The 26,905-nt window shown below is 64.8% G+C and carries 33 protein-coding genes; 18 read left to right on the top strand and 15 right to left on the bottom strand.

Going from position 1 to position 26,905, the window contains the following annotated elements:
• The first annotated feature begins 180 nt into the window (after positions 1-180).
• The gene (locus AC3WMA_RS12515) at positions 181-2,022 is read left to right on the top strand and encodes a M3 family oligoendopeptidase (RefSeq protein WP_492285680.1); all 1,842 of its coding nucleotides are present in this window, start codon (positions 181-183) and stop codon (positions 2,020-2,022) included.
• Positions 2,023-2,119: 97 nt separating this feature from the next.
• Here the strand turns inward: AC3WMA_RS12515 and AC3WMA_RS12510 are convergent, their stop codons facing one another.
• The gene (locus tag AC3WMA_RS12510) at positions 2,120-3,652 is read right to left on the bottom strand and encodes an outer membrane beta-barrel protein (protein WP_492285679.1); all 1,533 of its coding nucleotides are present in this window, start codon (positions 3,650-3,652) and stop codon (positions 2,120-2,122) included.
• Positions 3,653-3,801: 149 nt separating this feature from the next.
• Here AC3WMA_RS12510 and AC3WMA_RS12505 point away from each other — a divergent pair, with 149 nt between their 5' ends.
• From AC3WMA_RS12505 to AC3WMA_RS12480, 6 genes are all read left to right on the top strand, one after another.
• On the top strand, positions 3,802-4,776 hold the full coding sequence (locus tag AC3WMA_RS12505; protein ID WP_492285678.1) for a KpsF/GutQ family sugar-phosphate isomerase: 975 nt from the start codon (positions 3,802-3,804) through the stop codon (positions 4,774-4,776).
• Positions 4,777-4,871: 95 nt separating this feature from the next.
• Positions 4,872-5,291 carry a MerR family transcriptional regulator gene (locus AC3WMA_RS12500; protein ID WP_091860771.1) on the top strand — a complete coding sequence of 140 codons (420 nt, stop codon included), beginning with the start codon at positions 4,872-4,874 and terminating at the stop codon, positions 5,289-5,291.
• A gap of 307 nt (positions 5,292-5,598) precedes the next feature.
• Entirely contained in the window at positions 5,599-8,925 is a 3,327-nt protein-coding gene (locus AC3WMA_RS12495; RefSeq protein WP_492285677.1) for a helicase-related protein, read from the top strand.
• Positions 8,926-9,048: 123 nt separating this feature from the next.
• Positions 9,049-9,357 carry an RNA-binding S4 domain-containing protein gene (locus AC3WMA_RS12490; RefSeq protein ID WP_492285676.1) on the top strand — a complete coding sequence of 103 codons (309 nt, stop codon included), beginning with the start codon at positions 9,049-9,051 and terminating at the stop codon, positions 9,355-9,357.
• Positions 9,358-9,525: 168 nt separating this feature from the next.
• Entirely contained in the window at positions 9,526-9,861 is a 336-nt protein-coding gene (gene fdxA / locus AC3WMA_RS12485) for a ferredoxin FdxA (protein ID WP_492285675.1), read from the top strand.
• Between the two features lie 377 nt (positions 9,862-10,238).
• Positions 10,239-10,835 (top strand): CarD family transcriptional regulator, encoded by a 597-nt coding sequence (locus tag AC3WMA_RS12480; protein WP_492285674.1) that lies wholly within the window; start codon positions 10,239-10,241, stop codon positions 10,833-10,835.
• A gap of 75 nt (positions 10,836-10,910) precedes the next feature.
• Here AC3WMA_RS12480 and AC3WMA_RS12475 read toward each other — a convergent pair whose 3' ends face one another.
• The 3 genes from AC3WMA_RS12475 to AC3WMA_RS12465 form a co-directional block, all read right to left on the bottom strand.
• Positions 10,911-11,780, bottom strand: a complete 870-nt coding sequence (locus tag AC3WMA_RS12475) for a dienelactone hydrolase family protein (protein WP_492285673.1) — start codon at positions 11,778-11,780, stop codon at positions 10,911-10,913.
• Positions 11,781-11,878: 98 nt separating this feature from the next.
• Positions 11,879-13,363 (bottom strand): M48 family metalloprotease, encoded by a 1,485-nt coding sequence (locus tag AC3WMA_RS12470; RefSeq protein ID WP_492285672.1) that lies wholly within the window; start codon positions 13,361-13,363, stop codon positions 11,879-11,881.
• A 4-nt stretch (positions 13,364-13,367) separates the two neighbouring features.
• On the bottom strand, positions 13,368-14,138 hold the full coding sequence (locus AC3WMA_RS12465) for a hypothetical protein (RefSeq protein ID WP_492285671.1): 771 nt from the start codon (positions 14,136-14,138) through the stop codon (positions 13,368-13,370).
• Between the two features lie 285 nt (positions 14,139-14,423).
• Here AC3WMA_RS12465 and AC3WMA_RS12460 point away from each other — a divergent pair, with 285 nt between their 5' ends.
• From AC3WMA_RS12460 to AC3WMA_RS12415, 10 genes are all read left to right on the top strand, one after another.
• A complete protein-coding gene (locus AC3WMA_RS12460) occupies positions 14,424-14,639 on the top strand; it encodes a hypothetical protein (RefSeq protein ID WP_492285670.1) in 216 nt (71 codons plus the stop codon).
• Positions 14,632-15,045, top strand: coding sequence for an XkdD/Y8K6 family phage-associated protein (locus AC3WMA_RS12455; protein ID WP_492285669.1), 414 nt, complete (start codon positions 14,632-14,634; stop codon positions 15,043-15,045). Before AC3WMA_RS12460 ends, AC3WMA_RS12455 begins: the two co-directional genes overlap by 8 nt.
• On the top strand, positions 15,042-15,929 hold the full coding sequence (locus tag AC3WMA_RS12450) for a DNA cytosine methyltransferase (protein WP_492285668.1): 888 nt from the start codon (positions 15,042-15,044) through the stop codon (positions 15,927-15,929). Before AC3WMA_RS12455 ends, AC3WMA_RS12450 begins: the two co-directional genes overlap by 4 nt.
• Positions 15,926-16,213 carry a hypothetical protein gene (locus AC3WMA_RS12445; protein ID WP_492285667.1) on the top strand — a complete coding sequence of 96 codons (288 nt, stop codon included), beginning with the start codon at positions 15,926-15,928 and terminating at the stop codon, positions 16,211-16,213. The genes AC3WMA_RS12450 and AC3WMA_RS12445 overlap by 4 nt, the downstream gene beginning before the upstream one ends.
• Before the next feature lie 176 nt (positions 16,214-16,389).
• Positions 16,390-16,638: a hypothetical protein gene (locus tag AC3WMA_RS12440; RefSeq protein WP_492285666.1), complete on the top strand. Its 249-nt coding sequence runs from the start codon at positions 16,390-16,392 to the stop codon at positions 16,636-16,638.
• Complete coding sequence (locus tag AC3WMA_RS12435) at positions 16,635-17,522, top strand: hypothetical protein (RefSeq protein ID WP_492285665.1); 888 nt, start codon at positions 16,635-16,637, stop codon at positions 17,520-17,522. The genes AC3WMA_RS12440 and AC3WMA_RS12435 overlap by 4 nt, the downstream gene beginning before the upstream one ends.
• Complete coding sequence (locus tag AC3WMA_RS12430; RefSeq protein ID WP_492285664.1) at positions 17,519-17,854, top strand: hypothetical protein; 336 nt, start codon at positions 17,519-17,521, stop codon at positions 17,852-17,854. Before AC3WMA_RS12435 ends, AC3WMA_RS12430 begins: the two co-directional genes overlap by 4 nt.
• Positions 17,847-19,109: an RNA-guided endonuclease InsQ/TnpB family protein gene (locus tag AC3WMA_RS12425; protein WP_492285663.1), complete on the top strand. Its 1,263-nt coding sequence runs from the start codon at positions 17,847-17,849 to the stop codon at positions 19,107-19,109. Before AC3WMA_RS12430 ends, AC3WMA_RS12425 begins: the two co-directional genes overlap by 8 nt.
• Positions 19,102-19,335, top strand: a complete 234-nt coding sequence (locus AC3WMA_RS12420) for a hypothetical protein (RefSeq protein WP_492285662.1) — start codon at positions 19,102-19,104, stop codon at positions 19,333-19,335. The genes AC3WMA_RS12425 and AC3WMA_RS12420 overlap by 8 nt, the downstream gene beginning before the upstream one ends.
• On the top strand, positions 19,325-19,720 hold the full coding sequence (locus AC3WMA_RS12415) for a hypothetical protein (RefSeq protein WP_492285661.1): 396 nt from the start codon (positions 19,325-19,327) through the stop codon (positions 19,718-19,720). Before AC3WMA_RS12420 ends, AC3WMA_RS12415 begins: the two co-directional genes overlap by 11 nt.
• Before the next feature lie 372 nt (positions 19,721-20,092).
• Here the strand turns inward: AC3WMA_RS12415 and AC3WMA_RS12410 are convergent, their stop codons facing one another.
• From AC3WMA_RS12410 to AC3WMA_RS12365, 10 genes are all read right to left on the bottom strand, one after another.
• Complete coding sequence (locus AC3WMA_RS12410; protein ID WP_492285660.1) at positions 20,093-20,293, bottom strand: hypothetical protein; 201 nt, start codon at positions 20,291-20,293, stop codon at positions 20,093-20,095.
• Complete coding sequence (locus tag AC3WMA_RS12405; RefSeq protein WP_492285659.1) at positions 20,293-21,531, bottom strand: hypothetical protein; 1,239 nt, start codon at positions 21,529-21,531, stop codon at positions 20,293-20,295. Before AC3WMA_RS12405 ends, AC3WMA_RS12410 begins: the two co-directional genes overlap by 1 nt.
• The gene (locus AC3WMA_RS12400; RefSeq protein ID WP_492285658.1) at positions 21,528-22,148 is read right to left on the bottom strand and encodes a S1C family serine protease; all 621 of its coding nucleotides are present in this window, start codon (positions 22,146-22,148) and stop codon (positions 21,528-21,530) included. Before AC3WMA_RS12400 ends, AC3WMA_RS12405 begins: the two co-directional genes overlap by 4 nt.
• 22 nt (positions 22,149-22,170) lie before the next feature.
• On the bottom strand, positions 22,171-22,512 hold the full coding sequence (locus AC3WMA_RS12395) for a hypothetical protein (protein WP_492285657.1): 342 nt from the start codon (positions 22,510-22,512) through the stop codon (positions 22,171-22,173).
• A complete protein-coding gene (lysC, locus tag AC3WMA_RS12390) occupies positions 22,512-22,751 on the bottom strand; it encodes an Rz1-like lysis system protein LysC (RefSeq protein WP_492285656.1) in 240 nt (79 codons plus the stop codon). Before lysC ends, AC3WMA_RS12395 begins: the two co-directional genes overlap by 1 nt.
• Positions 22,714-23,076, bottom strand: coding sequence for a hypothetical protein (locus tag AC3WMA_RS12385; protein WP_492285655.1), 363 nt, complete (start codon positions 23,074-23,076; stop codon positions 22,714-22,716). The genes lysC and AC3WMA_RS12385 overlap by 38 nt, the downstream gene beginning before the upstream one ends.
• 14 nt (positions 23,077-23,090) lie before the next feature.
• On the bottom strand, positions 23,091-23,573 hold the full coding sequence (locus tag AC3WMA_RS12380) for a lysozyme (RefSeq protein WP_492285654.1): 483 nt from the start codon (positions 23,571-23,573) through the stop codon (positions 23,091-23,093).
• Positions 23,570-23,794, bottom strand: coding sequence for a DUF7940 domain-containing protein (locus tag AC3WMA_RS12375; protein ID WP_492285653.1), 225 nt, complete (start codon positions 23,792-23,794; stop codon positions 23,570-23,572). Before AC3WMA_RS12375 ends, AC3WMA_RS12380 begins: the two co-directional genes overlap by 4 nt.
• A gap of 120 nt (positions 23,795-23,914) precedes the next feature.
• Complete coding sequence (locus AC3WMA_RS12370; RefSeq protein WP_492285652.1) at positions 23,915-24,115, bottom strand: hypothetical protein; 201 nt, start codon at positions 24,113-24,115, stop codon at positions 23,915-23,917.
• Positions 24,112-24,309 carry a peptidoglycan-binding domain-containing protein gene (locus AC3WMA_RS12365; RefSeq protein WP_492285651.1) on the bottom strand — a complete coding sequence of 66 codons (198 nt, stop codon included), beginning with the start codon at positions 24,307-24,309 and terminating at the stop codon, positions 24,112-24,114. Before AC3WMA_RS12365 ends, AC3WMA_RS12370 begins: the two co-directional genes overlap by 4 nt.
• A gap of 106 nt (positions 24,310-24,415) precedes the next feature.
• Between AC3WMA_RS12365 and AC3WMA_RS12360 the strand changes: the two genes are divergently transcribed.
• Positions 24,416-24,853 carry a calponin homology domain-containing protein gene (locus tag AC3WMA_RS12360; RefSeq protein WP_492285650.1) on the top strand — a complete coding sequence of 146 codons (438 nt, stop codon included), beginning with the start codon at positions 24,416-24,418 and terminating at the stop codon, positions 24,851-24,853.
• A gap of 5 nt (positions 24,854-24,858) precedes the next feature.
• Here the strand turns inward: AC3WMA_RS12360 and AC3WMA_RS12355 are convergent, their stop codons facing one another.
• The gene (locus AC3WMA_RS12355) at positions 24,859-26,904 is read right to left on the bottom strand and encodes a hypothetical protein (protein ID WP_492285649.1); all 2,046 of its coding nucleotides are present in this window, start codon (positions 26,902-26,904) and stop codon (positions 24,859-24,861) included.
• Position 26,905: the final 1 nt, after the last annotated feature.

Here is a 26,905-nt window from a genome sequence, read left to right as displayed (position 1 = left end):
AAGAAATCTTGGCTCCAGGTGGAATCACCTGTTCCGTTCTGGGGCATGGTCGGCCAGAAGGGTTAAGCGGGGTTTAAGCCCAAGGCCGATGGCCGCGGGATGAAGCGACCGGGCGTTGATCGCCGGGGCCGTGCCGGCCTAAGGATGGGGCTCGTTTCAGTGCGCGAAGGTATCGAGCGAATGGCTTTTCATGAGACCGTCCTGCGTTCCGCCACGAAGGCGGGGGCGGCAAAGCCGGCGAATGCGACCGGCGATCTCCCGGAATGGGACCTGACCCATCTTTATCCCGGGATCGAATCGCCGGAGTTCAAGGGCGATCTGGAGCGGGGTCTTCTCGATGCGCAGGCGCTGGCTGGCCGCTATCGCGGCAAGCTCGCGGAATTCGCCGCAGCGCCAGACGGCAGCACGACACTGGCAGCCGCAGTGAAGAGCTATGAGGGCCTGAGCGACCTGCTCGGCCGGATCGGCGCCTATGCCGGTCTGGTCTATTCCGGCGACACGACCGATCCGCAGCGCGCCAAGTTCTACGGCGACACGCAGGACAAGCTGAACGCCGCGATCACCGAATTGCTGTTCTTCGAACTGGAGCTGAACCGGATCGAGCCGGGCCTGCTGGCGAAGGTCGCTGCTGAAGCGCCCCTCTCGCACTGGAAGCCCTGGATCGACGATCTCGCTAAGGACAAGCCGCATCAGCTCGACGACCGGATCGAGGCGCTGTTCCACGAGAAGTCTATGACGGGCGCAGCCGCCTGGAACCGCCTCTTCGACGAGACCATCGCCTCGCTGCGCTTCATCGTCGATGGCGAGGAGCTGACGCTCGAGCTCACGCTCAACAAGCTGCAGGACAGCGACGGCGAGGTGCGCCGCAAGGCGGCGGAGGCGCTGAGCACGGTGTTCCGCAAGGAGCTGCGGACCTTCGCGCTGATCACCAACACGCTCGCCAAGGACAAGGAAATCTCCGACCGCTGGCGGAAGTTCGAGGATGTCGCGGATTCCCGCCATCTCGCCAACCGGGTCGAGCGTGAGGTCGTGGATGCTCTCGTCGCCGCCGTGCGCGAGGCCTATCCGCGCCTGTCGCATCGCTATTACCGGCTGAAGGCGAAGTGGTTCGGCCGCGAGGAACTCGATTTCTGGGACCGCAACGCGCCGCTGCCGCAGGTCGAGCAGCGCACGATTCCGTGGACCGAGGCGCGCGAGACCGTGCTCTCGGCCTATGGCGCCTTCTCGCCGGAGATGGCGGCGATCGCCAGGCGCTTCTTCGACGAGCGCTGGATCGACGCCCCGCCGCGCCCCGGCAAGGCGCCGGGCGCGTTTGCTCACCCTACGGTGCCATCCGCGCACCCCTATGTGCTGCTGAACTATCAGGGCAAGCCGCGCGACGTGATGACGCTGGCCCATGAGCTCGGCCATGGCGTGCATCAGGTGCTGGCGGCGCCCAATGGTGCCCTGATGGCGCCGACGCCGCTGACCCTGGCCGAGACGGCGAGCGTCTTCGGGGAAATGCTGACCTTCCGCAAGCTGCTCGACTCGACCAACGACAAGAAGCAACGCAAGGCGATGCTGGCGGCCAAGGTCGAGGACATGATCAATACGGTCGTGCGCCAGATCGCCTTCTACACCTTCGAGCGCAAGGTCCATGAGGCCCGCCGCGAGGGCGAGCTGACACCGGAAGCGCTCTGCGAGATCTGGATGAGCGTGCAGGAAGAGAGCCTCGGCCCGGCGATCCGGCTGTCGAGCGGATATGAGCCCTACTGGTGCTACATCCCGCACTTCATCCATTCGCCCTTCTACGTCTATGCCTACGCTTTCGGGGATTGCCTGGTGAACTCGCTCTACGGCGTCTACCAGAACGCCGCCGAGGGCTTCCAGGAGCGCTATTTCGCGCTGCTTTCAGCCGGCGGCAGCAAGCCCTATTCCGAGCTGCTGGCGCCCTTCGGGCTCGACGCGAAGGACCCGGGCTTCTGGCAGATCGGGCTTCGGATGATCGAGGGCATGATCATCGAGCTGGAAGGGATGGAGTGAAAGCTCTCGGCATGGTCGGGCTTGCCCCGGCCATCTCGGAAACCAGCGCCTTCCGGTCATGAGATGCTCGGGTCAAGCCCGAGCATGACGGCTGAAGCTAGAACTGTACCCTGAGGCCCACCAGCGAAACATTCGCGGTATAGTCGGAGCCCTGCGCGGTCGAGTTCAGGCGCTCATGGGTAAAGCTCGCGCGCACGGCGAAGGTGCGCGTCAGCTTGTATTCGAGCCGCGCGCCGACATTGGTGTAGTCCTCGCGCAGGCCTTGGCCGTCATATTCGGTGCGGCTGAAATTGGTGAAGCCGGTGACGGTGAGGTTGCGGCGCAATGCATGCGCCACTTCCAGCGTGGCGCGCCGCACCGTGGTGCCCGAGGAGCCGGCGATGGTGGTGTCACCGAGTTCGGCGCCGCCGCGCAGCGTCACTGTCGTCAACGGCGTGGGTGACCACAGCACCGCGGCGTCGCCGACGAAGCCCCGCAGGTTCTTCAGGCGGCTGTCGTCGTATTTGCGGTCCTGATAGCCGCCCGAGACCTCGCCGGTCAGCTGCCGGCTGATCTCGAAGGTCGAGCCGACACGCCCCGTTATGCCGTTCGAGGAGCGCATATAGCCGCTGGAATCGCTCTTCTCGTCGAACTCGCGCTGGTCGATCTCGGCCTGGACGAAGGGCTTGAAGCCGGGCGTGATCTCGTAAGCAGCACGCAGGCGCAGGCCGTATTGCGTGAGGTTGCGATCCTTCTGCGAGAGCATCGCGCCATTGGATAGGCGGGCATCCTCATAGTCGCTGCGATCGACCGAGCCGCGCAGCGTTAGTTGCAGGCGGTTGAAGTCATGGGTGACGCCAGCCGAGCCGCCATACTGGTAGATCTGCGGGCGGCCGGTGACCGCGGCGGTCAGGTCGGGCGAGCCCGGCCGCTGCGTGTCGAGCCTGAGCCGCGTTTCCAGGAGGATGCGGGTATCGCGCGTCGCATCGAGCCGCAGGTCGAGACTGCCCTCGGCATCGGGGCGCGAGGCATCCTTGGCACGGAAGAATTCCATATAGCCGCCGCGCAGCTTGCCCTTGAGCTCATGGACGTTCCAGTCGGACTGGATCTCCAGCTCACCCTCGTGGCGGCTGTAGCCCGAGCCCTTGGTGCCAGGCGCGGAGCTGCGCTGCGGATTGGTGTCGTAGCCGACCGAGTTGGTGACCGAGGGCCGCAGCGTGATCGAGCCCATGCGGATGCCGAGCGCTGCATAGGGGTCCTCCTCGCTCGCGACACGCCGGCGTGGCGGGGGCGGAGGGGGAGGTGGGGGCGGCACGGTCGTCACCGCCGGCTGCGGCGGACGGAACTGGCGCTGGGTGACGCCGCGCAGTGCCGGCGCCTGAATCGGTTGGCTAGCGCGCGGTGGCTGCCGCCCCGAAACGGCCGAACCCTGTCGCTGGATCAGGCCAGCGGGATCGCGAATGGCTTCCGGCTCGGCCGTTGCCGGCGAGAGGGCAGGCTGGGGCGTTGCCGGTTGCTGCGCGACGTAAGTGGGCGTGCCGGTCCTCAGATTGGCGCGCGGCATCTGCTGCGCCTGCGCCGCTGCGCAGGCGAGTGCCAGCGCGGCCAGGGCCGTGCCGGACAGAAGCAGGGTCGTCGCGCGGCCGGACACGGGCGTCGCAGGGCTCCAGGTGATGGGCGCGCAGGTGGCGCGCATGGTTAACGGAGTTAGAACGAACAGGGTTAAGGAGCCGTCAACGCGGGCCGGGCCTATCGGCAGATGGTGGAAATGGCTGGCGCCGCCGTGCTACAGCGCCGGCCATGACAGCCGATATCCGCGACTCCGCCCTTCGCACCATCGCCACCGAACGCGCCGGTCTCGACGCCCTCCACGATGCGCTGGCGAATGGATTGGGCCAGCCTTTCGCCGAGGCCATCGCGATGATCCGCGCCTCGAGCGGCCGCGTGATCGTCTCCGGCATGGGCAAGTCCGGCCATGTCGGGCGCAAGCTCACGGCGACGCTGGCCTCGACCGGCACGCCCGCGCATTTCGTCCATCCGGCCGAGGCGAGCCATGGCGATCTCGGCATGGTCCAGCCCGAGGATGTGGTGATCGCATTGTCCTGGTCGGGCGAGGCGGTCGAGCTTGCCGCGCTGGTCGGCTACACCCGCCGCTTCCGCGTCGGGCTGATCGCGATCACCGCGAATGCCGAGAGCACGCTCGGTAAGGAGGCGGACATCGCGCTCGTCCTGCCCAAGGCGACGGAGGCCTGCCCGAACGGGCTCGCCCCGACGACCTCGACGACGATGCAGATGGCGCTGGGCGATGCGCTGGCCGTGGCGCTTCTGGAGGCGCGCGGCTTCTCGCGGCAGGATTTCTTTGTCTATCACCCCGGCGGCAAGCTCGGCGCACAGCTCAAGACGGTCGAGAGCATCATGCATCGGGGGGCCGACCTGCCGCTGATCGGGCTCGACACGCTGCTGCCGGACGTCATCGCGATGATCTCCGACAAGGGTTTCGGCTGCGCCGTGGTGATGGATCTGGACGGCAAGCTCGCCGGCGTCGTCACCGATGGCGACCTGCGCCGCAAGGCGGCGATGGGCGGTGGCGCCTCGCTCAGGGCGCGTGACATCATGACCGCGAACCCGCGCCGCATCGGGCTCGATACGCTCGCGGTCGAGGCGCTGGAACTGGTCAATCGCAGCCGGATCACGGCGCTGATCGTGGTCGACGGTGAAGACCGCCCAGCCGGGCTCGTCCATGTCCACGACCTGCTGGCGATGGGCGTCGCCTGATCGGGCTTGCAACGCGACAGCATCGCGCTATCTAAATCTGTAGAGACTACAGCTTTAGAGGTGCTGCCATGACCCTTGCCGGCAAGCTCGAACGCGTGATGCCGATTGGAGCGCTCGCCGATCGCACCGGGGTCAAGGTCGAGACCATCCGCTATTACGAGCAGGTCGGGCTCCTGCCGCCGCCGGAACGCTCCGAGGGCAACCAGCGCCGCTATGGCCGGCGCCACGCCGAGCGGCTCGCCTTCATCAAGCATGCGCGCGATCTCGGCTTCGCGGTCGAGAACATCCGTACGCTCCTGAAGCTCTCCGACACGCCCGGCATGGCCTGCGACGAGGCGCATGCGATCTCGGTCGCCCATCTCGACGAGGTTCGCGACAAGATCGCGAAACTGCGCTCGCTGGAGAAGGAGCTGGAGCGGATCGCGACGACCTGCTCGGGCGGGGTTGCGGCCTGCGACTGCGCGATCATCGAGGCGTTGGCCGATCACGGCCAGTGCGACCACGCCCATCATTGAAGCACTAGGCGCAGGCCCGAAATCTGCCTTGCCTCTCGTCTCCGGGGCGAAAAGGCTTAAATAGGTTCCTGCCGGGCGGCGTTGCGTGCCGCCTCACCACGCCAATCCGGGAGGGCGCGATGACGACATGGCCCATGCCGCCGGGGGACGGATTCCGAAAAGGGAACAAAACCCGATTCTGCCGGAGTCAGCGATTCGGCCCCGCTTCGTTCCAGACTCGTTCTTGTCGGGTCCGCTTCTAGGATCTGCATCAACCCCGTCCACGCTCCCGCCCGCATGGGCGGGCGAGAAGATCGGCTCCTTCGCCTTGCTTCCTTTCCGTTCGCTGCCGCCCGCTGCCCGCGCCAATAGCGTCACGGCCGTGCTGGGCCCGACCAATACCGGCAAGACCCATCTCGCCATCGAGCGCATGGTCGCCCACCCCACCGGGATGATCGGCCTGCCGCTGCGCCTGCTGGCGCGCGAGGTCTATCAGCGCGTGGTCGACAAGGTCGGTGCGCAAGCCGTCGCCCTCGTCACCGGCGAGGAGAAGATCAAGCCGGAGCGGCCGCGCTTCTGGATCTGCACGGTCGAGGCGATGCCGCGCGATCTCGCGGTCGATTTCGTCGCCATCGACGAGATCCAGCTCGCCTCCGATCTCGACCGCGGCCATGTCTTCACCGACCGCCTGCTGAACCGGCGCGGCCGGGCCGAAACCATGCTGATCGGCGCCGCGACGATGCGCCCGCTGATCGAGCAGCTCATGCCCGGCGTGAACGTCGTCACGCGTCCGCGCCTGTCGCAGCTCACCTTCGCCGGCGACCGCAAGATCACGCGGCTGGCGCCTCGCTCGGCCATCGTCGCCTTCTCGGTCGAGGAGGTCTATGCGATCGCGGAGCTGATCCGCCGGCAGAAGGGCGGGGCGGCCGTTGTGCTGGGCGCGCTCTCGCCCCGGACCCGCAACGCCCAGGTCGAGCTATACCAATCCGGCGATGTCGATTATCTCGTCGCCACCGATGCGATCGGCATGGGACTCAATCTCGACGTCAACCACATCGCCTTCGCGGCGGACAAGAAATTCGACGGGCATCATTACCGCAAGCTCAATCCCGCCGAGTTCGGCCAGATCGCCGGGCGCGCCGGGCGGCATCTGCGGGACGGCACCTTCGGCACCAGCGGACGCTGCCCGCCTTTCGATGCCGAACTGGTCGAGGCGATCGAGAATCACCGCTTCGAGCCGATCCGCCAGATGCAGTGGCGCAATTCCGATCTCGACCTGCGCTCGGTCGGTGGCCTGCTGAACACGCTGAATCTTCAGCCGTCCGAACAGGGGCTGACGCGGGCGCTGATCGCCGAGGACATGACGACGCTGGAGGTGCTGGCGCGCGACCCGGAGATCGCGAGGCTGGCGCAGGGCCGCGCCGCGGTCGAACGGCTCTGGGAGGTCTGCGGGCTGCCGGATTATCGCAAGATATCCCCGATGCAGCATGCCGATCTCGCGTCCACGCTCTATCTCAGGCTGATGCGCCATGGCCGGCTCGATGCCGACTGGTATGCCGCTCAACTGGCCTCGCTCGACCGCACCGATGGCGAGATCGATACGCTCTCCGCGCGGATCGCACAGGTGCGGACTTGGACCTATGTCGCGAACCGTCCTGACTGGTTGCCTGATCCAGAGCATTGGCAGGGCATGGCGCGTCTTGTAGAGGACAAGCTGTCGGACGCTCTGCACGAGCGGCTGACCCATAGATTTGTCGATCGGCGCACCAGCGTGTTGATGCGCCGCTTGCGGGAGAATGCGATGTTGGAGGCTGAGGTCACCGCGACGGGCGACGTGCTCGTCGAGGGCCAGCATGTGGGAATGCTGCAGGGCTTCCGCTTCACGGCGGACCCGAAGGCGGGTGGGTCGGAGGTCAAGGCCCTGAACCTGGCGGCGATGAAGGCGCTCGGTTCGGAGATCGAGGCCCGGGCGGCGCGCGTCGTGCTGGCGGGCGACGATGCCTTCGTGCTGTCGCATGACGGTTTGGTGCGCTGGACCGGTGAGCCTGTCGCGCGCCTCACCGCCGGTGAGAAGGTTCTGGAGCCGCGCTTGCGCCTGCTGGTGGAAGAGCATCTCGGCGGTCCCGCGCGCGAGCAGGTCGAGGGCCGGCTCAATCTCTGGCTGAAGAATCACATCACCAAGCTGCTCGGCGCCGTGCAGGTTCTGGAGGCGGCCGAGAACGTCACCGGCATCGCGCGCGGCATCGCCTATCAGGCGGCCGAGGCGCTCGGCGTGCTGGAGCGTTCCAAGGTCGGCGAGGAGATGAAGGCGCTCGACCAGGAAGGCCGGGCGGCCTTGCGCCAGCTCGGTATCCGCTTTGGCGCTTTCCACATTTATATGCCCGCGCTGCTGAAGCCGGCGCCACGCGCGCTCGCCGCCCAGCTCTGGGCGCTGAAGCATGGCGGGCCGGAGACGGCCGGGCTCGACGATATCGCCCATCTCGCGGCCTCGGGCCGGACCTCCTTCCCGGTCGACAAGGCCGTGCCGAAGGGGCTCTACCGTGCTGCCGGCTACCGCGTCTGCGGCGAGCGGGCGGTGCGCGTCGACATCCTCGAGCGCCTTGCGGACCTCATCCGCCCGGCGATCGCCTATCGTCCCGGTGTCACGCAAGGTACGCCGCCCGTCGGCGCCGCCGATCAGGACGGCTTCGTCGCCACCGGTGCGATGACCTCGCTCGTCGGCTGTGCGGGCGAGGATTTCGCCTCGATCCTGCGTTCGCTCGGCTATGTCTCGGTCAAGCGCCCGGGACCGGCGATCACCGTGCCGCTGGCGGTGCCCCCGGCCGCGACCGCGCCGGCTCAGCCTGTCGCCGCTGCTGAAACGGAAGCGGCTTCCGCTGAGGGCGATGCCGTCGAGGCGACCGCCGACACCGAGGGCCCGAGCGAGCCGGCGACCGTGCTGAACGAAGACGGGCTGGCCGAGGACGAGACGCCTGTCGTCGAAGCGCCCGCCGTCGAAACGGCGGATACGCCGATCCTGACCGAGGCGGAGCTAGACGCGGCGCGCGAGCCGGTGCCGGCCGACGCGATGGTCGCGCTTCCGGCCGCCGCGGCCGAGGAGACCGCTTCTGCCGAAGTCGTTGGCGAGGAAGCTCCCGCCACTGAAGCCGCGCCGGCCGAGCCCGAGCTGATCGAGGTCTGGCGGCCGCATCGCCATCAGGGCGGACGCCGGCCGGAGCATGGCAATCCGCGCGGTCGCCGCGAAGGCGGTGAGCGTCGTGAGGGTGGCGAGCGCCGTGGCGGCGACCGGCCGCAGCGCGAAGCCCGTCCCGGTGGCCCGCGTCGCGACGGACGCCCCGACAACCGGCCGGCTGCTGCCGCCGGCGAGGGCGCTCCGGCGCAGCGCCAAGAGCGCCAGGAGCGTCCGCGTCAGGATGAGCGGCCGCGCCGCGACGACCGGCCGCAGCGGCAGGACCGTCCCGAAGGCAATCGCGGTCCGCGCCCCGATTTCAAGCGCGATGGTCGCCCCGGTGGCCCGCGTCGTGAGGAGCGGGGCGGGGCCGAGCGCTTCCAGCAGACGCAGCGTCCGCGCCCGGCCAATCGCGAGCCGGACCCGGATTCGCCTTTCGCCAAGCTCGCAGCCCTCAAGGCCCAGCTCGAAGGCAGCAAGAACTAGAGCCGGAGCCATTCCGCGTTTCTCCAAACCACGGAATGGCTTCGGCTTTTTGTCTCATCGCATTTTCTTCACGCGAACCGGTGCCCACTTCGCTCGAAAATGCTCCAGGGAGGCGCGGGCGGTTTGCAGGACGATCGTCAGCGTCTCGACAAATGGCTCTGGTTCGCGCGCTTCGCCCGCAACCGCCCGGCGGCCGTGCGCCTGGTGGAGGACGGTCATGTCCGCATCGAGGGGCGCCGCTGCGACAACCCGGCGCAGGGCATCCGGATCGGGGCGGTGCTGACGCTCGCCCTGCCTCATGCCACGGTGGTGGTCAGGGTCCTGGCTTTCGCGGAGCGGCGCGGTTCCTTCACGGTGGCCCAGCAGCTCTATGAGCGGCTCGACGGCGGCAGCGGCGATGCGTCGCTTGCGGAGGCCGCGGACGAGGATTAAATCCGCGCCCTACCTGCAGCAGCGCTGAAATCGGGCCAGGGAGGGAAATCTTCCCCGCAGCGCCTCTGCAATGACAGATCGTTCTGCAAAAGATCACGAAAACGACCTTGAAACCTGCGCCGGGCAAGGGTTTATGAGGCTGTTTAGAAGCGTTGGAAGGGCCGACCCATGACCTATGTGGTCACCGAGAACTGCATCAAGTGCAAGTACATGGACTGCGTCGAGGTGTGCCCGGTCGACTGCTTCTATGAGGGCGAGAACTTTCTCGTCATCCATCCCGACGAATGCATCGATTGCGGCGTCTGCGAGCCCGAATGCCCGGCCGAGGCGATCAAGCCCGACACGGAGCCGGGCCTCGAAAGCTGGCTGCAGCTCAACGGCAAGTTCGCGGCGAGCTGGCCGAACGTCACCCAGAAGAAGGACCCGCCGGCCGACGCCAAGGCGTTCGACGGCGTGCCCGGCAAGCTCGAGATGCTCTCGCCGGAACCGGGCGAAGGCGACTGATCCGGCGGCCTTTCGCCGCCCCGCTGCATTAACCACGACCTCGCCATGCCATTGCAGGGGAGCGCCGCCCGGCGTTTACCTTTGATTCGGCGTGTTTTTTGTGTTACAAGCTAGTCCCAGTCGAAGTCGTTCCGCATGCCCCTGCGAGATTCAGCAATCGGGGCGCCCCCAAGAGATCACAGGTGATGGAAGAGCCGGCCACGGCGCCGGGGCTTCGGCCGTCGTTCTCGTCAGGGGCCCAATGAAAGAATCGACTAGGGAGCGTGAAGCGGTGCGTTTTCCAAGCGTCGCGTCAGGCGGAAAGTCTCCTGCCACCCGGCCGGAGACCAGATCATCACGTGCTCGCGTTGAGCGGGCCGGTCAGGAGTCGTAACGGCATGTCCACTGCGAAGAAAGCTGTTGTGCGCCAGGGTTTCAAGACGGGCGAGTACGTCGTCTATCCGTCCCATGGTGTCGGTCAGATCACGGCGATCGAAGAGCAGGAAGTCGCGGGTTTCAAGCTGGAACTGTTTGTCGTCAGCTTCGCCAAGGACAAGATGACGCTGCGCGTCCCCACCGCCAAGGCTGCCAGCGTCGGCCTGCGCAAGCTCGCCGATGCCGAGTCCGTCGCCAAGGCGCTGACCACGCTCACCGGCCGCGCCCGCGTCAAGCGCACCATGTGGTCGCGCCGCGCGCAGGAATACGAAGCGAAGATCAATTCGGGCGACCTCGTCGCCATCGCCGAAGTGGTGCGCGACCTCTATCGTTCCGAGGCCCAGCCCGAGCAGTCCTATTCCGAGCGTCAGCTCTATGAGGCCGCCCTCGACCGCATGACCCGCGAGATCGCTGTCGTCGACGACGTCACCGAGACCGAGGCCCTCAAGAAGATCGAAGGCCAGCTCGCCAAGTCGCCGCGCCGCGCCGGCAAGGCCGAGGCTGAAGCCGAGGCGGATATGGAAGGCGACAACGACGATATGGCGGAAGAAGCCGCCTGAGCGGTCTATTCTCTATCGTTTCGAAGAACCCGGCGGGCGACCCCCGGGTTTTTTGTTGGGCTGAGCTGAAGGGCGCTACGCGGTTCCTGTCCCAGCCTTCAGGAAGGCCACCGTCCGCGCCCAGGCCTGCTTGGCCGCCGCGGCGTTGTAGCGCTCGGCGCTGGTGTCGTTCATGAAGGCATGGTCGACATCGGGATAGACGATGGCCTCGTACTGGATGTCGGCGGCCTTCAGCGCCTTCTCGTAATCCGGCAGCATCTGGACGAGACGGGTGTCGCGCGAGGCTTGCTGGATCAGGAGCCGGGCCTTGATCTGCGGCACCTTGGCGAGGTCGGGCGAGCGGCCGTAGAAGACGACGCCGGCCGAGAGTTCCGGGACCGAGACGGCGAGGTCGTTGACCGAGCCGCCACCCCAGCAGAAGCCGACGGCGCCGGTTCGTCCGGTCGCATCCGGGCGCGAGGCCAGGTATTTCAGTGCGGCGCGGCCCTGGGCGATGACCGCCTCGGCGGGGAGCTGCGGGAAGAGCGCGCGAGCCGCGTCGGGGTCGGTCGGCGTGCCGCCGAGCGGGTTAAGGAAATCGAGTCCGAGCGCGGTGAAGCCTTCCAGCGCCATGCGGCGGGTGATGTCCTCGATATGGGGGTTGAGGCCGCGGTTCTCATGGATGACGAGCACACCGCCGCGCTTGGCCTCCGCCTTGGGCGTGACGAGATAGCCCTTCAACGCCACGCCATCGACGGTCTGGTCGAAACGGCTGGCGGTGATGCGGGCATCGTCCGGCGCGACCTGCTGCGCATGCGCGTAGTTCGGCTCCAGCAGGGCGAGCGCGGCTTCAGCCGCCGCCGCGGTGCCGGCGATGGCGAGCAGCCGGTTCATGAAGACGCGGCGGTCGAGCGGCTTATGCGTGTATTCGTCGTAGAGTTCGACGATCCGGCGATCGAGCGCCATCTTTGCCTCCCTTGATCATGGCCTTGCGCCGATCATAGCGCCAGGCGGGCGCGATGCAGGAGGGCGTTGGACGGACTCGCGGCCTTGTGAAGGGCGCGCTACTCGGCGACGACCTTGTAGCGCTGGCCGGGTGTCAGCGCCGCATTGCGGTCCAGCCCGTTGAGGAGCTGGAAGAGCTCGCCCGGCCGGTCCTGCTCGGGCATGCGCTCGGCCATGCTGGCGATGGTGTCGCCGGCTTCGGCTGCGACCAGCCGGATCTGCATCGGGCGGACGGCCTGTGCTTCCGCCGGTGTCATCAGCTTGAAGCTGTCGACGATGCTGCGCATCTGCCGCTCCGGGTCGCTGCCGCCGCGTGCCGCCAGGATGAAGCGATAGACCCGGTCGCCGATCTGCACGGCGGCGAGCCTGAAGGTCCAGTCGGTGCCGCGGCCATGGGCGCGGATGGCGGGCTGGCCGGCGATCTCGATCTTCTCGATGCCGGTGGTCTCGACGCCCTCGATCCAGCCTGCGGCGATATAGGATTCCAGCGTCTGGCCGCTCTTCAGCGTGACGGAATCGAAGCGCAGGGCCTGCGCGCCGTTGGCGCTGACGCCGATCACCATGTCCTGCGCGGATTCCAGGCTGAAGCCCTCGGGCGCGCTGAAGCCGATGCGCAGCGCGCTGTTGAGATAGCGCCGTCCGCGGACCACGCCGTCACGCGGGTCGTCGCCATAGGCCAGGCCCTCGATCGCACCCAGCCAGCGATTGGCGTCGCGCTCGCCGATGCCGGGCGCACCGATCTGGCGGGCGGCGGCGGTGACGGCGGCGATCCGCTCCGGCGTCTGCGGGTGGCTGGAGAGGATGTCGAGCCGCTTGTCGTCGGGGCTCTGGTTCTGGCCGCTGCTGCGGAAGGCGGTGTTGCGGCCGAGCGTGGCGAGGAAGCGGCCGGCGCCATAGGGGTCGTAGCCGGCGCGCGAGATGTTGCGGACGCTGATCTGGTCGGCGGTGAGTTCCTGCTGGCGCGAGAACTTGGCGAGCGAGAGCTTCGAACCGGCGCTGACCGCTGCGCCGCGCGCTGGGTCCTTTAGGACCTGCGAGACGACCTGGTTCACCAGTGCCGATTCCGCTTCCTTCTCGGCCCGCTCGACGGCGTGTTGCGCCGTGACATGGGCGATCTCATGCGCCAGCACGGAGGCGATCTCGGAGGTGTCGTTGGCGAGCGCCAGCAGGCCGCGCGTGACATAGAGCCGGCCATTGGGCAGGGCGAAGGCGTTGACCACCGGCGAGTTCAGGATGGTGATGTCGTAATGGCCGATCTGACCCTCGCCGGCCTTGGCGAGGCGCTGGACGACCTCGTCGAGGGCGGCGCGGGCGCGTGGGGCGCGATATTCGCCGCCGAAGGCCGCGAGCAGGCGCTGGTGCTCCTGGTCGGAGGCGCGCTGGATCGTGCTGATGCGCGGCGCGATCTCGCTATCGGAGGTCGCGCTCGCCGGCAGCAGCGGGCTCTGGTCGCCGAGGCAGCCGACAAGCAGGAAGCCCGGCAGCACGATGGCTGCCAGCCGCTTCGAAAGTCGCGAAAGCGATGCTCGCCCGGTCTGCTGCATGTCCTCAGTCGATCAGTTCCAGCGCGGTCCGGGATGTGACCTCCAGCAGGAGGCCATCGCGCCCGGACAGGACACCATAGGCGCGCAGCCGTTTACCGCCGAGATCGCTCGCGGTCCAGCCGGCGCTCTTGAGTTCGCGCCAAAGGCTGCGCGACAGAACGATCGAGGCAGCCTCCTTCGGGCGGCGGGAGAAGTTCAGATAGGTCCGCTGGGAGCGCTCGCCAACCGAGGCGATCCGGCCTTCCAGCATGACGTAACGCCCCTCCTGCGCCCTTACCGCGGCGAGATCATGGCCATCGACCGCCGTCAGCGGTGAAACTTGCGTCCGAGATGTTACCGTTTTCTGAACAGGCGCCTTCTGCGGCGCTTCGCACGGGGATAAGCCGGGCTCGGGCATGGGCAGCGCCGCGCCCTGCCGCAGCAGCGATTGCGCGAGGTCCTGTGCCGGTTCGCCCGATGATGCTGGCGGCACCGACAGCCGCGCCGGCAGCCGCCCCCAGCGATCGGGCTCGCCGAGAACGGCAAGGCCGAGCGGACGGCCGAGGAAGCCACGCAGGCCGGCATCGAAACGCGACATCTCCTCGGGATTCTGGCGCGGTGCGAGGCCGATGAGACGGAGCTTCCGGCCATCGCCCAGAAGCAGGTCTCCTGCGGGATCGAGCCCGGTCAATTGCACGCTCATGGTCGCATCGGCGCCGGGTACGCAGCCGGACGCGGCCCATGCCGGCGTGACGGCAAGGGCGGCGAACAGGACGATGGCAAGAAGGGACTTCACCCGCATCGCGATTATGCTACACGGAGTTTCGTGCGTCCCGGTAGCTCAGCAGGATAGAGCAACGGTTTCCTAAACCGCTTGCCTCGCCTAGCCCACGGCGCCTAATCCGAGAAAAAGCTCAACATTCTCAATGCGGTTAACCCGAACGGGAGACCGCAAAATGCGAACTTTACGAGCTGACCAACGGTCGCAACAGGCACAAGAGACGGCACAGCCCGATAAGGCGCCGTTCTCGGATGGTTCTGGGCAGCGGGGCCTGACCAGCACGCAGCGTGAAGCGCTCGAATGGCCAAGGCCAAGCGCGATGCGCTGCCGATGGACCGCTGGTCCTACGGCTTCAATCCGCCGAACGGTCGCCGCGCCATGGTGGCAGCTATGCGGACTGCTCTGGCGCGGCGCGGCTTCGTCGAGCTTCAGCGCATCTCGGATCGCCATATTCGCTACGAGATCACGGAAGCCGGCCGCGAAGCCCTCTCCCCGAGGAGCGCGCGCCATGGGTGAGCGGGGACACACGAAGGGGCCTTGGTCAGTCCGAGAGTATGGCGACGGCGATAGCCTCGTCATCCATGCCGGCGAAGACTGGCGCATCTGCTTCATGGCGACGCCGGGCTCTTCGCCAAACGCCATGCAGCGCATCGAGGCCAACGCTCACCTGATTGCGGCGGCCCCCGACATGTTCGAAGCGCTGCAATGCCTGCCGTTCGGTTGGCTTAGCGCAGGGGTTCTCAGCCACCCCGATGCGGACCTTCTCACGATCCAGATGAAGGTTGCCGGGACGGTCTACGAGCACGAAATCTCGGTTGGCCAGCTTCGCGACGCTGCCGTTGCTCTAGCCAAAGCCGAAGGGCGCACGAACCTAGCGGATGCCACCCCAAATCCCCTCTCTGAAGGGAGGGAGAGGTCATGAGGGGGGAAGGCATCCTCGACCTTTTCAGCGGCGCGGCTGGTGGCTGGTCCCTCGGCATGCATCGCGCCGGCTTCAAGACCGTTGCGGCCTGCGAGGCCGTCGACTGGCGCCGCGCCATGTTCTCCGCCAACAACCCAGAGGCCAAGGTCTACGACGATGTCCGCACGCTCACGGCTGCGCGCTTGCTCGCAGACCTTGGATCTCTTCCCCGAATTGTTGTCGGATCCCCTCCCTGCCAGGGCATCAGCGCGGCCAACCCGCGCGGACGCGGTATCGAGGACGCGAGGAGCGGTCTCTACTTCGAGGCCGTCCGCATCATCCGAGAAGTCAGACCCCGTTGGTTCGCTCTTGAGAACAGCGATCGTCTCAGAACTCGCGGCTATGACCGGATCGCAGAATGCCTGGAAGGAGATGGCTACACCTGCTGGCCGCTCGTGGTGGGTTCTGGCCATGCCGGAGCATCCCATATCCGCAAACGCAGCGTCGTTGTCGGGATGGACGCCAACGCCCACAGCCTCGGCCGGGAAGCGTCGGGATCAATTGGCGGCTGGGGGCAGCGGAGCGCGGAAGCGCCTGGACGAGCTCATGTCGCAATGGACGCCGACACCGACGAAGACGCTCTATGGTTCGAACGTCGCTGGCTCGGAGAGGCAGGGTCGGGTGAGACCATCCGTGGGCTCGCTCGCATCTTCCGTGGGCCTACCGGGTCGGAACCTCTTGGCCGGCATCTTCGAGCATATGATGGGCTTCCCGCCTGGCTGGCTGAGCTCTGCCGCGAAGCGTTCGGGGATTCAGTCACCCCCCAAGTCTCAGAAGCCGTAGGCCGCGCCATCCTCCGCGTCGAGGAAGCCCTTTCGGCCGTGAATGATCGGAGGGCAGCATGACCGATCACTCTGACCTGATCGCGAAACTACGGGCGTGCGCAACGGAGAGAACGGGCGAGAATCCGTATCAAATGCTTTCTCAAGCCGTCGAAGCCCTCTCGTCTCAGTCCCTCTCCTTGTCGGAGGCGAGGGAAGAGATCGCCGGCTTGCGAAAAGCATTGCGGACGATCGCAGAGCCTATCGTCGGGACGCCTATTGGCGACCCTTGGGCCTTCTATGTCGATCTCCAGGCAGTCGCGGTCGCCGCCCTCGTTTCTGGTAGCCGGGAGGATGGGGATGGCTGAGCGACAGACCCAACTCAAGTTCGAATGCCGTGTCTGCCTCAAGCCGACGCCTGTGTGCGGGCCGAAAGGCGAGCGGCTCTGGTGCGAGAAGCACTGCCCCAGTCACGAATGGTCGCACCGGCCCGAGCTTAAGGAATGGCGCTGCGACAACTGCGAGATGCGAAGGGAGGATGAAGATGCCTGAGATCTACACGAAAGACGGTCCGATCTGGCGCGAGTATCAGGCCTTCGAACCTGACACCGCCCAGCTGCCTGCTCCAGCCGTCTGGTGGAAGCGACTTCCGATCATCCGTCATGTGCGTTGGGTGCGCCATACCTTGGCGATGCGGTCGCACTATGCGGCGTGGTCTTCGCTGGGCTCGCTGCCTGTAAACGCGGGATACGACGAGCGATGCCTTGATGCGATCTGGAGGGGCGAATTGTGACCGACCCCACCCCGCAGGCCACCCCCACGCGCGATGAGGCGGCGCCGACCGATGAGCGCAGGATTGACCTGCCGAGCGGATATTATCTCTTCCAGATCCGCCCCAGTGACATGACGTGCTCGCTGCATATGCCGGACGGCCTGCACATCGGCAACCTTCTGACTCAATATGCTGGCGCTGATTTCGCAGCCGCCATGCTCGCCTCCGCCCCAGCCCCTGCGAGCGGCGGGGTGGATGCGGTGAAGCTGGACAAAGCTGCGATGGATTGGGCCGTCGATTGCGCGCACACAGCGGGTGTTTCAGCCTCGCGGGATGACGTGATCGGCATCGTCTACTCGTATCTGTCGGCCCTCTCCCCGGCCGCGACGCCCGTCCAGACTGCAAACTGCTGCCATTGCGGACGTATTATCGACACTCGCGAGACGACGCAGGGCGGCGATGAGTTCGGCGCGGAGCTTTCTGATGGCCGCTGGACCTGCTCGCCTGAGTGCTGGGATGCTGTTGTCGAGCCGGCCGCGACGTCCGTGTCCGTGGCCGGGCATCGTCTTGACGCAGCGAAGGCGTTCATGGGCGTGAAGCCTGAAGCCGCGACGCCCGTGTCTGAGGCTGAGCCGGGCGAAGGCATGGCCGAGATGGGGGAGATCGCTCGTATCGTCAGCGAGTGGCGAAATGGTCCGATGCTCAGCCCGGAAGCGCTCCGTCAGATCGCAGCCCTCGCCAGGCCCGCCTCCTCGCCTGCGGGCGGGGATGTGGAAGACATCGCGTTGCAGCTTCGCGGTGCGAACGAGGTGATAGCGGCTATCGAGCGCGCCATCCCCGACTGGCGCAGCTACCGTGATCTTGTCGACGCGATCGAATGCAAACTGGCGGGACGTCTGTCATGAACAAGCGCGAGAGAGATACGATCTGCGCTCAGATTGCCGCGTGGGAGTGGCGCCAGGGCGGCTCGTCTTCGGAAGCGGCGGCCTTCGGATCGTGCGCTTCTGACCTCGCGAGCGCACTAGACCTTAGCGCGTCCGACCTGTCGTTCTATCGGGCATGGGAGATCTATAAGCTCACGAAGAACGAAGAAGATGACGCGTACTTGGACGCGCTCTGCGACCGCGTTGACGATGATTATCAGGCTCTTCTCGACCTGATCGACACTGTCGGCCCAGCCCAGCTTCACGCCGCCCTGTCTCAGTCCACCTCTGCCGGGAGGGTTGGGGATGCCTGAGCAAATGCACCGGACTTTCAGGTATCGATTGTACCCATCAGCCGCTCAAGAAGTGGCCTTGCATCAGTTCGTCGGGGTGTGCCGGCTTGTTTATAACCTGGCGCTTGAGCAACGCCGCGATTGGTACCGCCAGTTCACCTCGACGACTGGACGAACGATCAGCTTTTACAGCCAGGAGCGTGAGCTTACAGCGCTGCGCTCGGAAGTTGATTGGATCGCGGCTGTTCCACAATCAGCCCTGTCGCAGGCTCTTCGCGACTTGGACGACGCCTACCGGAGGTTCTTCGCAGGCAAGAACGGATATCCGACCCCTCGCCGCCGTGGCGAGAACGACAGCTTCAGAGTGCGGGGCAAGGATATTTGTTCGCCCATCCGGTCGACAGGATCTCGCCGCTTCTCCGAAATTAGGCTGCCCAAAATTGGTTGGTGTCGGTTCCGGTTGTCGCGCCCCCTGCCCGCTGGGTTTAAGCTGTTGCAGGCGTCCATCATCAGAGACGCAATTGGGTGGCACGTTTGCCTAAGCCTGAAATGCGAGGCGCCGGCCACCGAAAGGCCTGCGAACAGCGTCGGCATTGATCGTGGTGTTGCAAACACCCTGGCATTTAGTGACGGCTCATTTGCCTCTCAGCCAACCCACATACTGAGGGTGCTGGATCGACGCGCCAAGGGGCACCAACGGAAGCTTTCTCGTCAACAGAAGGGCTCGAATCGACGCGCTGGCACCAGACGCCTGTTGGCGAAAGTTAAAGCTAAGGCTGCTCGCGTGAGAAAGCATTGGAACCACGAGCAGTCCACGCGCATCGCCGCCGGCTACGGCGTTGTCGTCATTGAAGCGCTGAACACCAGCGGCATGATCCGATCAGCCAAAGGCACGATCGATGCTCCTGGCGTCAACGTGAAACAGAAGGCTGGCCTCAACCGTTCGATACTCGAACACGGCTGGCATCAGTTTGAACGGTTGCTTGCGTACAAACTCGACGCGGCCGGCGGCCAGCTCATCAAAGTCAATCCAGCGTGTACCTCGCAAACGTGCTCCGCATGCGGGTCCGTTTCCCCATCACACCGCAAGAACCAAGCGGTGTTCGAGTGCAGTGAGTGCGGCCACGCCGCGCACGCTGACACCAATGCTGCCCTGAACATCCTACGGGCTGGAGAACAGCCTGCGTCGAGAGGTGCCGTCAGGCCCTCTGTGAAGCGCAAACCACCTGCGGAAATAACCCAACGGTTGATTTTAACGGAGGCAGAGCATGGCTGAGAAGAGCGCATTCCTGACGAAGCTTACCGGCGTTCACGACCGGCTGGCGACTGTCCACCCGAGCTTAGCGCGCGGTCAGGTCTGGTGCCGGACATGCGGCGCGACGCAAGGCGTCAACACTGCCGGCGCGCTCCGCAACGGCTGGCCGAAGTGCTGCGGCTACACGATGACGATCGACAGCCCTGAAGAGCGCCGCGCCCTCGACGAGGCCACCCATGACCGGTGAGAAGGATGCCGCTGCCGAGATGCCGGGGGAGAACGACATCCATTCCTTGCTGCTGAAGGCGCAGCGGGACTTCCAAGCGCAGCGCGACGCCAAACTTGCAGGACAAGGACTTTGGCCTGATCGGTCGCCTGCCCCTTTGAACGTGCTGGCCAAGGTCGTTGCGGAATACTTCGCCCCGATCCTGGCGGACGCGAGGGATCACAACCGAGCTGAGGAGGCGCTGGCGGAGGAATGGGAACGCAATCGCGCCCTCGAAGCCCGCGCCCTAGCCGCAGAAGCCGCGCTCAAGATTGTGGCCGAACAGGATGTAGTTGAGATTGCGCTAGATCCTGATTGGCCTAGACGGATCGCTGCCGCAGCCATCCGGGCGCAGGGGGAGGGCTAATCCGGCACACCCCGCGCCAGAGCGTCCTCATGCGGAGGCTCCAGCGTTGCCCGCGATAGATCACCGGCAAGCCACTCTTCCGTCCGCGCCTTATCATGAGCCATGCCGCGCCAGACGTTCCGGCTCCCGCAATGGCTGCAAACGACCCTGACCCGGTTGAGCGTCGTCATATTGCCCTGCCGGCCGCACTCGACCGCAGCCCTGCGCCCGCAGTCCTTGCACTCGCAGAGCAGCGGAACACCGTGCATGTAGAGCGTGTGGCGGTTTGGGCCGGCGAGCATCGTTCCTGTTTTGGCCCCACTCCGTGTGGAGTCAAGAAACAAAAAAGGCCCAGCCTTTCGGCTGAGCCCTGAATGCCATTTGGCATTGATCCTAGTTTTTCATGCCACCCCGAGCGGCCGCCAGCAGGGTCTCCAGCGCCCTTCGTCCGGCGCCCTCAAGGACGTGCAGCGGTATCTCGAAATCCTGCACTTTGCCGCCAGCCACGATGCTCATGACGGTCTGGCCATCTTTGGTCCAGAACGTCACGAGCTCGGCTTTTTGAGGGGGATCATATCGGTCATGCGCGCTCATCAAAACCACTCCGTAAAGCGAGCTCTCTGACCAATCGTTGGGTGATAGATGAAGCACTCCACCGCCTGCCGATTCACGTAGCCGTTTCGATCGTGCCAGCCGTCCGGCGCTGACGGGGAGCGGACGTATTCGATGTTGAGGTGGTGCCCGTCAGGGTTCGGCGTGCCCTTGATATGGGCCGTCATGCCGTTGTGGTCCTTCTCGCGAAGGAACTCGAATTCGCCGCGGGTCTTGCGGATCTTGTGGTGCAAATGGTGCAGGAGCCAATAGAGATTCTTGCACTCCGAGATGTGTTCTCGGGCCTCTCCGACCATCAACCCGTAAAGCTTCTCCTCCTTGGCACCGTCGCCATGGGTGAGGCCAAACAGGTTCTTCTCGAAGCGGTAATATTTCCGGTGACGCTCGGAGACGTTGTAATCGGTAGCGCGCACCCTCGGATTGGAGCGAAGCCGAGCCGCCACGGTCTGCGTGAGCGCCCATCCCATAAGCCAATCGTGATTGGACATGCAGTGGATCAGATCGACGTCGGCAAGCCCGGAGGCCTCATTAATGGCCGCCTCTAGAGCCGAACCAGCATCCTTGAAGCCTTGGAAGATCGTGCCGTCGCTGTCCTGATAAGTCCCGCTCGTCGTGCTGGTCCGCGGGCCGTCGACATGGAGAATGTCGTTTCCCATGACGAACAGGACACGGGCGATGCCCCACGGCCGGGCCATTCGAAGAAGAGCCTTGGTCCCCTCGATGACTCGATGCCGCGCCACCTCGCGGTTATAGACATAGCCGGTCTCTGCCTGGACGCAGAGCTTCAGAAAGTGAACATCGGCCAGGTCTATAACCAGGAGGTGATCACCGCCTTGGGCTTCTCGCGGCGGCAGGCTTGCCAAGCTGGCGGGCGTCTCAAGGATTGCCTCTCGCACCAGGTCGTTGATGCGAATATCCTGGCCGTTCTTCGGATTCTTGACGAACAGGGAATACCCATTCCCGTCCTGATCTTTGACGATTTTCCAGAAGTGAGAGAGGTTTTTCGGGTCCGAAATTCCACCGGCCTGCGCGGCTTCGGCAATCTCAGGGTCAACCTCGGGCTGGCCCATCATCCCCCGCGCCGCTGCCTGGTGCAGGCGGCTTTGCAGGCCACCGCGCGACAGCCCCAGCGCCATGGCCGTCTTGGTCTGATTGCGCTCGCAGGCTTCATAGGCGGCGATCGTCTCAGCCAAGACCTCGTCACTAACGCCCGCCGTCATGCGCGGCCCATCAGCATGCACACCGTACTTGCGGGCACGATGTACGAGATGGGAACGAGCGCTGGGCTGAAGCCCAGCGGGACGAGCATAAGCCCTACGGTGATGCCGACAACCCGCTCGTCATTGTCCAAGACAGGACCGCCGCTCATGCCGGGCGCCACGGTCGCGTCGAAGACGAAGACCGAAGACCACGGCCCGACCTCACGCACGCCACCGGCTACGCGGCCATTGGTAGTGATGAATTCGATATTGCCAGGGTTCCCGCGGGCGTGAAGATTTTCGCCCTGTCGCGGCTCGCGGCAAGCCAGACGCGCAACGCCGATCTTTTCGGCAGGGTCCATGCGAAGCATGGCGACGTCGTACTTTTTGTTCACCCAAAGCACGGTCGCCTCGCGGGACGAGCCATCGTCCGCTTTGACCGTCATCTTGGTCTGGTCGGAAGCGACATGCGCCGCGGTGACGATGAATCCGTTGCCGATATGCACGCCGGAGCCGTGGCCGCCTGCGTCGATGACGAGCTTGACGGTATGGCCGGCCGATTTGGTGCCGGCCGCCGTGCTGCATGCTGCCATGAGAAAGGCGAGCGCCAGCAATCCCGCAATATGCAGGTTCCGCATTGGTATCTCCGGGGTGAGGAAACTAGGAGGTTGTGGAGCGGCGGGCGGGCGCCGGGCGGTTTTCGATCACGCGATCCAGGCGCTCGCTAAGGTGGCGTACTTGGCCACCTACGTCTTTGACGGCATCGAACAATGGAGCCATCTGCTCCTTGAGGCCCTGCTTTGAGGCATAGGTCTCGGCTACGTGGATCTGGTAGCTCTTGAAGTCGTCGTTCAGCTTTCGGACATCGGCCTCGATCGCTGCGGCATCAGCCGCGAGCTCGCGACGCGAGACCTTCACCAGCGATTCAATCCGAAACCAAACCAGGGCCAATGCCCCGACGGCGGCTGCAATGTAGCCGACCAATTCGATCGTCACCGGCATCAGGGGGCTCCGTCCGCAGCGGAGACCGCAGCCTTCCGGCGCTGCTCGCAGACCTTGAGAGCCGTTCGATCCTTGTCCCAGTAGCGGAACGTCTCGGATACCGTGAGCTTGCGTATTTCGGTCTGGACCGGCTTCGGGCAGGCAATGCGCGCCTCTGCCGGAATGTCAGGCCGGATGAACTCGACCTTGACGGTCGGCTTGTCACTTCTCGTTGAGCAAGCGGACACGATCAGCGTCAAGGCCACAATCATCAGGGTTCGGCAGCTCGGCATTGCGGGCTTCCTTTTTGACAAGGCTGTCATTCAGACGGGAGATTTCTTCGGCAGCTTGCCGGGATGCCTGCTCGGCTGCGCGAGCCTGCGCGTCGCGCTCGGCTTGGGCCTTGGCATTGGCGGCCTGGATTTGCGCCTGCCATTCGGCATTGTTGAGCGCGATGGCGGTCTTAACCGCCTTGTCCTGCATGCGCTCGATGGCGGCGAAGCCGCGCCAGAATCCGAGACCGGCCAAGGCGAGAATGGCCAGTGCGATGGCCGCATAGATCAGCGGCTTGCTGATTCGGGCCATTAGGAGAGCCAACATCACAGGCCCTCCAGGCACATGGCACGCTCTTCGGTGCGACGGCGCGTCAGGCCGGGGAAGCGGACGCCTGCAGCCTTGTCCCATTTGAGGAATGCGTCGCAGGCGGCTTTGGGCTGCGCGGCGTTCTGGAGGCGGGCCACGCTTGAGGAGCAGTAGGCGCCGGTTCCGATGTTGTAGGCGAGGCTGAGATGCGCGACGTAGCGCTTGGCAGGCATGGATTGAGCAGAAGGAACGCAGCGTTCCAGCGCGGTCCCAAATTCATCGGCGCGAGCCAAGAGCATCGCCTTGCACTCTTCAACCGTGAACTTCATGCCCGGACGGATTGGCTTACCGTCCGTCAGGCGCGTCTCGCCATAGCAGACCGTCCAAGGATATCCCTTGGTCGCAGGGTCGGGGTATGCGGTCTGCCGGAAGCCCTCAAACCCGCCAAGGATCGCGGCGGTCAGGGCAGCGACCTGAGCGCTTTTCTTGACGCGGCTCATTCTTCAGTTCCCGAAACAGATTGCTGGGCCACGAAGCGGGCCACGAAAGCGCCCGCGGTCGCGGCAAAGGACAGCCCCGCGAAAACCCCGCGGGGGATGGGTAGAAGGTCTTGGATGAGGGGGAGCGCGATTTCGGCTCCGGAGAGCGCGCCTGCGATGATGACGAGCCTGATCGACCAGGTGCTTTTCAGCACCCGGCGCCAGTTTGGGACGAGACGCATGGAAACCTCAGGTACAGCGGCGATTGGCGTCGTGCTGGACGGCAGCACAGCGCAGCAATGCGATCTCCCCGGCGCAAGCGGAGAGCATGGCGGCCAAGCCCGAAGCGATAAGAATGCGCTTCACGTCTTGGCCTCCGTTTGGAGATAGAGATCGTCGCGATCGGGAAAGCCCGATGCGAAGCCGACCGCGTAGGTGTCGTGTCGCGGCGGCAGTGCCTCATTGAGCCGAGGGCAAACGAAGCCGATGCGGCGATGAGCCATCATCGAATAGTCGCGCTTATCCAGCGCCTCGACCTTGCGGCCTGACGGGTGCTTCTTCATGGCTCTTTCCGAAATGCCGGGCGCTCTGCCGTGACGGCCTGCAACGCCTTGATCGTCAGGGGATCGGCCACGCCGGTTACGCGCAGGCAATGCGCCATCTGGAACGCCTTAAGCACCGCAATCCGGCGCAAGGCGCAGCCATTCAGCGCATAGCCAAGCTTAGTCAGCGCGGCCTCGACAGAGGCCTCGGTCATGGGTTATCTGCCCTGCAAAGGGTGATGGGTTCCCGGGCGCCGTTGCGACTGCCCGAATTTCAGATATCGTCACGGCGCAATTGTTGCCGCTTCTTCGGAGTAGACGATGCCCACGAATCTCCAAGACTACCGAATTGTGCCGCCCGGCGTCGTTGTGCTGGGCGTGGATGATGCCACCGGCAAGACATTGCGAGAGGCGCTTGCATTCACGAAAAGAGCGCAGATCATCTCCTACCGAGACTTTGTAACTGGCGGCGACCAAGTGATTGGAGGCGCTGGAGTGATTTTCAATTGTCCCGGCACTCTGAACGATCAGCAACTCAGCTATGTAACGTGGCTGCGTAAGGAGATGGGGCCGAATGCTCCCTTCACATTCGTCGTTCCAGTGGCACCATCTGACGAACTCAAGGCATTTGCGAAGGCTAACCGCGTTACGCGCATCGTCGAATTTGCCAACCCTGACGCACTCGATTTTCTCGCTGAGGCCCTCTACCTCATCGCCACTCATAAGTTCCGGAATGTGGAGACCGGAGAGATTGTATAGCCCGGTTATGTGACTAGCTTGTAGGCATTGACCGCAACGATCTCAGCCTCGGTCTGAGTGAACGCCTTGTCCTTCTTGAAGGCCCACAGACAGCGCGTTCCCATCATCTGATACTGATACGGGTTGGACTGGATGCGATGGTTCGCGTCACCTTGCCTGACGCCCGTGCGGTCAACCGCAGAATAGCTGCCGTCCATATGGCCGAGAGGCTGCACCAATCCGCCAGACACATAGCTTCTGCCCTTGCCCGACAGGAACAACGACGTGTTTGGGCTTGAAGGGTTCCATCCGGACGGCGCTTCAAAGGTTCCGATATGGAGCTGCAATTGGCTCGGCTTAAACGGGTATTGCAGGTTATCCGGCGTAGGCTTGAACACCGGCGCGTCTAGCTGATACGGCGCGGATACATCTGTGTTCTCCCACGTCGATTGGGTCCAAGTGTACGACCCGAACGTCTCGCCGTAAGTCATGCCAATGTGGGCGGTGAAGTAGTTGTATTTCCCGTTGGTCTGGTTCTGCCCATCGTAGAGGGTCGCACCGAAGGTTGCCCCGGCCGCCGTCAAGCGGGTTCCCAACTTTGAGGGGTTTGTGCCGTCGATTGACAGCGCGAGTTTCGTGCCGATGGCCGGAACGGCGTGGTGAAAGCCGAACATCAGCGAGCAGTCGCCGCGATTGTCGACCTGTGGGTTTCCGTTCGCCATATTGAAGTCGAACTGCAGGTTGTTGTTCTGCGGGCCGCTTTCGAGGAAGCCGATACGCAAAACTGTCCCAGTCGTGCACTCGTAGAACCAGTTATTCGTCGCCTGAAAGCTGCGGGTCGTCTCGTTGCCCGGCGACCTGATGCCGGTCAGGCCAAAATTCGGCAAAGTGTACCCGAATGTGAAGGCGGGCTGATTGAAGTCGACGGTAAGCTGACCCTTTTTGCCAACCACGCGGCCAGTGACCGGATCAGCGTCTCTCATGTCGACGATCTCGTCGAACATAGCCTCGATGTCCGCTTTCGCCTTCACACGGTGCTGCTGGCCGATGGCCGAGAGCTTTGCCTGGAGCAGGAACCGCTCAAGGTCCGTGAGGGCCTTGGTGAGGATCACCGCCGACACCACCATGTTGCCCCGGAAGGTGGTGGCCAGGGCGCTGCTGCTTGAGCCCGCGAAAACCCCACCGATGCCGATGACGCCGTTGTCCATCGATGCACCTTGAATGGCGGTCGTGGTAGCAGCGTTGAGCGCGACAGACTTCGTAACCTTGCCATGCTCGATCTCCATGAAGGAGGTCTGCGACATCACGTAGCTGGTGACGTATTGCGCCTTGGCCTTGAAACGATAGGTGCCTGAAGGCCCTTTGCCGGTAGTCTGGTTCTGCTGCCCGCCCGCCTGCATACGCGCAAAGTCAGTCGCAGCACCGCCCCCCATGTAGGCGATCATCTGATTGTTGGAGTTCAGCCCATAGCAACAGATGTTCTCGCGGACATTGTCGCCGGTTAGCGGGTCGACACTGTCTCCACTGGAGCGCTTGCGGTTGTTTGGCGACCAGAGGATATGAAGCTCATACCCTTCCGCAGAGAGCGAAACGGGCAGAGCCGCCGTCTGGAGCATGCCGACGCCCGCGAGGTCAACGCCGATGCTGCCATCTGACGCCGACCGGGTCAGTTGTGCGTCCGAACCTTGCGCAGCCGCGAGACGCGGAGCTACTCCGCTGCGCGTCAAGGCCAGCGTGGAGCTTCCCGAAACTGCCGCGAGCGTTATCCCGGTCCCCTTCTGACCGATGAAGTTCAGAAGATCGGAATTGGTAGGGAGCGCCCCTGCGAAACGTCCGCTGCTGTCAGGGCCATAGTTCACGGTAGCAGCCGTGTCATTGTTCTTCACGGCGACGGTATTGCCAGAGAAGCCTTCGACCAGCCGGTCAAAGCCCCAAGCCTCCACAAGATTGGATGACATCGCCGCCGTGACAGGCGGGTCGAGCGCCGCCGGGGCGACAGGCGTCCCACCACCCGTGCCAAGGCGGCGCGTCGCCCTAAGACCGGGCATGCGGGCATTGAGCTGTCCCTTCACG

The organism is Allobosea sp. FW305-C-101 (assembly GCF_058783685.1).
The sequence above is the reverse complement of the archived record's forward strand: the minus strand, read 5'-3'. Positions and strand labels throughout refer to the sequence as shown.